Origin of the sequence: Mycobacterium sp. (assembly GCF_050701675.1) — a bacterium.
Lineage (GTDB): Bacteria > Actinomycetota > Actinomycetes > Mycobacteriales > Mycobacteriaceae > Mycobacterium.
Window position 1 is genome coordinate 1 of sequence record NZ_JBOGDD010000513.1, and the last position, 4588, is coordinate 4588.

Below are 4588 nucleotides of genomic sequence, written 5' to 3' on the forward strand. Positions count from 1 at the left end.
GGTGTCGGTAGGGGCCTTTTTCGTGCCCAGAGGCTGATTCGCCACCTTGCCGCCGTGACGGGGTTCTCCAAGCCCTTGAAGTCACCCCGCAAGGAAAGGCCACCAATGCCAGTGTCGAAGCTCAAGCCGATCAAGTCATGGACCAGCATCGGCGCTCTCGCCGTCACGGCCAGCCTCCTCGCAGCGTGCGGAGGCGGTTCCAGCGACGTCGCCGGGGGTGGGGATCAGCCGAAGGCCGACACCACGCTGACCCTCGTCGCGTACGCCGTACCCGAGCCGGGCTGGAGCAAGATCATCCCCGCGTTCGCGGCCACCCCGGAGGGCAAGGGCGTCGCGGTGACGACGTCGTACGGGGCATCGGGCGACCAGTCCAGAGGCGTGGTCGACGGCAAGCCCGCAGACATCGTCAACTTCTCCGTCGAACCCGACGTCACCCGCCTGGTCAAGGCCGACAAGGTGGCCAAGGACTGGAACACCGACGCCACCAAGGGCATCCCCTTCGGATCCGTGGTTTCGCTCGTCGTGCGCAAGGGCAACCCCAAGAACATCAAGGACTGGGACGACCTGCTGCAGCCGGGCCTCGAGGTGGTCACCCCGAGCCCGCTGAGCTCCGGCTCGGCGAAGTGGAACCTGTTGGCGCCGTACGCCGCCAAGAGCAACGGCGGCAAGGACCCGCAGGCAGGACTTGACTACGTCAACAAGCTGGTGACCGAGCACGTCAAGACGCGCCCCGGCTCGGGCCGCGAAGCCACCGACGTGTTCCTGCAGGGCACGGGCGACGTGTTGATCAGCTACGAGAACGAGGCGATCAACACCGAACGTCAGGGCAAGCCGGTCGAGCACCTCAACCCGCCCCAGACGTTCAAGATCGAGAACCCCGTCGCGGTCGTCACCAGTAGCGCCCACCTTGAGCAGGCCACGGCACTGAAGAACTTCCTGTACACCCCTGAGGGCCAGAAGGTGTGGGCTCAGGCCGGTTTCCGCCCGGTCGATCCCGCCGTGGCAGCAGAATTCACCGCTGACTTCCCGGCACCCGAGAAGCTGTGGACCATCGACGATCTCGGCGGCTGGGGCGACGTCGATCCCGCGCTGTTCGACAAGGACAACGGCTCGATCACCAAGATCTACAAGCAGGCGACGGGATGACGGCTGGGCTGGCGCCGACTCCCGAGGCGCGGCCCCAGCCAGAAGGTGATGGGGCCGGGCCGAAACGGCTGCGCCGTCGCCACGGCACGACGTCGCTGCGCGTAGGCGCCGCGACACTGTGGCTCAGCGTCATCGTGCTACTGCCGCTGGCCGCCATCCTGTGGCAGTCGGCCGGCGGCGGGTGGAGTCTGTTCTGGAGCGCGGTCAGCTCCAATGCCGCCATCGAGTCCTACAAGGTGACGCTGACGATCTCGGTCGGGGTCACCGTGGTGAACATGTTCTTCGGTCTGCTGGTGGCCTGGGTGCTGACCCGCGACGACTTCCCTGGCAAGCGTCTTGTCGACGCCGTCATCGATCTGCCGTTCGCGCTGCCGACCATCGTCGCGAGCCTGGTGATGCTGGCGCTCTACGGCCCGAACAGCCCAGTCGGACTTCATCTTCAGCACACGAAGTGGGGCGTCGGCGTCGCGCTGCTGTTCGTCACGCTGCCGTTCGTCGTGCGTTCGGTGCAGCCGGTGCTACTGGAACTCGACCGCGAGGTCGAAGAGGCCGCGGCGTCGTTGGGCGCCAACAACCTGACCATCTTCACGCGGGTCGTCCTGCCCGCGTTACTGCCGTCGCTGCTGTCGGGTGCGGGCCTCGCGTTCTCGCGGGCGATCGGCGAATTCGGCTCGGTCGTCCTGATCGGTGGCGCGGTGCCGGGGGAGACCGAGGTCTCGTCTCAGTGGATCCGCACCCTGATCGAGAACGACGACCGCACGGGTGCCGCAGCGATCTCCATCGTGCTGCTGGTGGCCTCGTTCCTGGTGTTGTTCGTCCTCAGGGCAGTCGGTTCCCGGGCGGCGAAGCGAGAGGAACTCTCCCGATGACCCTGTCTCGGTCGGTGCGTTATCTCCTCCGCTTCCTGGCCCTGGCCTACGTCCTGATCCTGGTCATCGTCCCGGTCGGGCTGATCCTGTGGCGCACCTTCACGCCAGGTATCGGCGCCTTCTTCGCATCGATCGGCACGCCCGCGGCGATCTCGGCCCTGCAGTTGTCGTTGCTCGTGGTGGCCATCGTGGTGCCGCTCAACGTGATCTTCGGGGTGCCGACCGCTCTGGTGTTGGCGCGCAACAGGTTTCGCGGCAAGAGCGCGCTGCAGGCCATCATCGACCTGCCCTTCGCCGTGTCGCCCGTCGTCGTGGGCGTGGCCCTTATCCTGCTGTGGGGGTCGGCCGGTGCGCTGGGCTTCGTCGAGAACGATCTCGGCTTCAAGATCATCTTCGGGCTGCCTGGCATCGTGCTGGCCAGCATCTTCGTCACGCTGCCCTTCGTCATCCGCGAGGTCGAACCCCTCTTGCACGAGATCGGCACCGATCAGGAGGAAGCCGCCGCCACGCTGGGATCGCAGTGGTGGCAGACCTTCTGGCGCATCACGCTGCCGTCGATCAGATGGGGTCTGACGTACGGGATCGTGCTGACCATCGCCCGCACCCTCGGCGAGTACGGCGCGGTCATCATGGTGTCGTCCAACCTTCCCGGCACGTCGCAGACGCTGACGCTGCTGGTCTCCGACCGCTACAGCCGCGGTGAGGAGTACGGCGCGTACGCCGTGTCGACGCTGTTGATGTCCGTCGCGGTGTTCGTGCTGGTCGTACAAGTGATCCTCGACGCCCGGCGCGCCCGGGCGGCAAAATAGGCTTCGAGTAGGAGACCCATGACTTCCGATGAGCCAAATGCGATCACGGTGCGCGGCGCCAACAAGCGCTACGGCGACTTCGTCGCCCTGGACAACGTCGACTTCGACGTTCCCGAGGGTTCTCTGACGGCACTGCTCGGGCCCAGCGGATCGGGCAAGTCGACTCTGCTACGGGCCATCGCCGGGCTCGACCAGCCTGACACCGGCACCATCACCATCAAGGGGCAGGACGTCACCGGGGTGCCCCCGCAGCGGCGCGGCATCGGCTTCGTCTTCCAGCACTACGCCGCGTTCAAACACCTCACGGTGCGTGACAACGTCGCCTTCGGGCTGAAGATCCGCAAGCGGCCCAAGGCCGAGGTCAAGGACAAGGTCGACAACCTTCTGGAGATCGTCGGGCTGGCCGGTTTCCAAACCCGCTACCCGAGTCAACTCTCGGGTGGGCAGCGGCAGCGGATGGCGCTCGCCCGCGCGCTCGCGGTGGACCCACAGGTGTTGCTGCTCGACGAGCCGTTCGGTGCGCTCGACGCCAAGGTGCGCGAGGACCTGCGCTCCTGGCTGCGCCGCCTGCACGACGAAGTCCACGTCACCACCGTGCTGGTGACCCACGATCAGGCAGAGGCGCTCGACGTGGCCGACCGGATCGCCGTTCTGAACCAGGGCCGCATCGAACAGGTCGGTGGCCCGACCGAGGTGTACGACAACCCGGCCAACGGGTTCGTCATGTCGTTCCTCGGGGCGGTGTCCTCCTTGAACGGCGCGCTGGTCCGACCGCACGACATTCGGGTGGGCCGCAACCCCGACATGGCGATCGCGCAAGCCGACGGCAGCGTGTCCTCAGCCGGTGTCATCCGTGCCACCATCGACCGAATCGCGGTGCTGGGCTTCGAGGTTCGCGTCGAGCTCACCGGTGCCACCGACAACGCCGCGTTCACCGCGCAGATCACCCGCGGCGATGCCGAGGCACTCGGCTTGAAGGCGGGCGACACCGTCTACGTCCGCGCCACCCGGGTGCCGTCGATCCCCGGCGGCACCGAGTTGCCCGCGGTCGACGAAGCCGATGACATCGCCACGCTGACGAAGGCCTGACACCGGCCTTCAGCGGGGCGGATCCCCGCGCCACGTGAAGCTGTTGACGTACTTGCCCATGTCCAGCGCGAGAAAGAAGTTGGCCCCCGAGGGATGGCCGGAGCCGAATTCCGGACTGAACTCGCGGTACGGGCCGGCCCCCGCGGCGATCAACGCGAAGTCATTCTTCACGGCGACCATGATCAGGACGCGGTTGCGCCCATCATCCCCGATGGCATCGGCCGGGTAGTCGTCGGCGACTTCGCCGTATCCGAGTTGGTATCCCACGAAGGCGTTCGGAATCTCGTAGGCGAACGTTGCGTCCGGGTAGTGGTCCCTGAGCAGATCGTCCGCGATCTGGCGCGGCGTCTGACCGTTCGCGGGTTGTCCGAACAGTCGCAGCGTGCCGCCATCGCCAGCAAGAAGGTCGAGGACCACCCCGTTCGGCTCGAAGGTGGCCTCGTACGCCGTGCCCTCACCCGGGTAGGAGACCGAGAACTCGCCGGTGCTCGGGGTGAAGCGAGGGTTGGTGGCGACCGGTTTGCTGATCGGCGGCTGCCCGCAGTCGGGCGGGCACACGACTTGGGCCTTGGGCGGCGTCAGCCACAACGACAGCGCGACCGACGCGGCCATGACGACGGCGGCAACGGCAGCGACGATCAGGAGCAATCGTGCCGGGGACGTCGACGGCGTCGC

Annotated in this window: 4 protein-coding genes and 1 pseudogene; 4 read left to right on the plus strand and 1 reads right to left on the minus strand. The window is 67.0% G+C overall.

The window, feature by feature from the left end; translation table 11 throughout:
- The first annotated feature begins 105 nt into the window (after positions 1 to 105).
- From ACRDUX_RS15470 to ACRDUX_RS15485, 4 genes are read left to right on the plus strand one after another with little or no spacing between them, the layout of a single operon-like run.
- Positions 106 to 1146 carry a sulfate ABC transporter substrate-binding protein gene (locus ACRDUX_RS15470; RefSeq protein WP_526414901.1) on the plus strand — a complete coding sequence of 347 codons (1041 nt, stop codon included), beginning with the start codon at positions 106 to 108 and terminating at the stop codon, positions 1144 to 1146.
- Positions 1143 to 2015 (plus strand): sulfate ABC transporter permease subunit CysT, encoded by an 873-nt coding sequence (gene cysT / locus ACRDUX_RS15475; protein ID WP_526414902.1) that lies wholly within the window; start codon positions 1143 to 1145, stop codon positions 2013 to 2015. Before ACRDUX_RS15470 ends, cysT begins: the two co-directional genes overlap by 4 nt.
- A complete protein-coding gene (cysW, locus tag ACRDUX_RS15480) occupies positions 2012 to 2824 on the plus strand; it encodes a sulfate ABC transporter permease subunit CysW (protein ID WP_526414903.1) in 813 nt (270 codons plus the stop codon). Before cysT ends, cysW begins: the two co-directional genes overlap by 4 nt.
- A gap of 18 nt (positions 2825 to 2842) precedes the next feature.
- The gene (locus ACRDUX_RS15485; protein ID WP_526414904.1) at positions 2843 to 3913 is read left to right on the plus strand and encodes a sulfate/molybdate ABC transporter ATP-binding protein; all 1071 of its coding nucleotides are present in this window, start codon (positions 2843 to 2845) and stop codon (positions 3911 to 3913) included.
- Positions 3914 to 3922: 9 nt separating this feature from the next.
- Here ACRDUX_RS15485 and ACRDUX_RS15490 read toward each other — a convergent pair.
- Positions 3923 to 4588 (minus strand): annotated as a pseudogene (locus tag ACRDUX_RS15490) (zinc ribbon domain-containing protein); the annotation flags it as partial.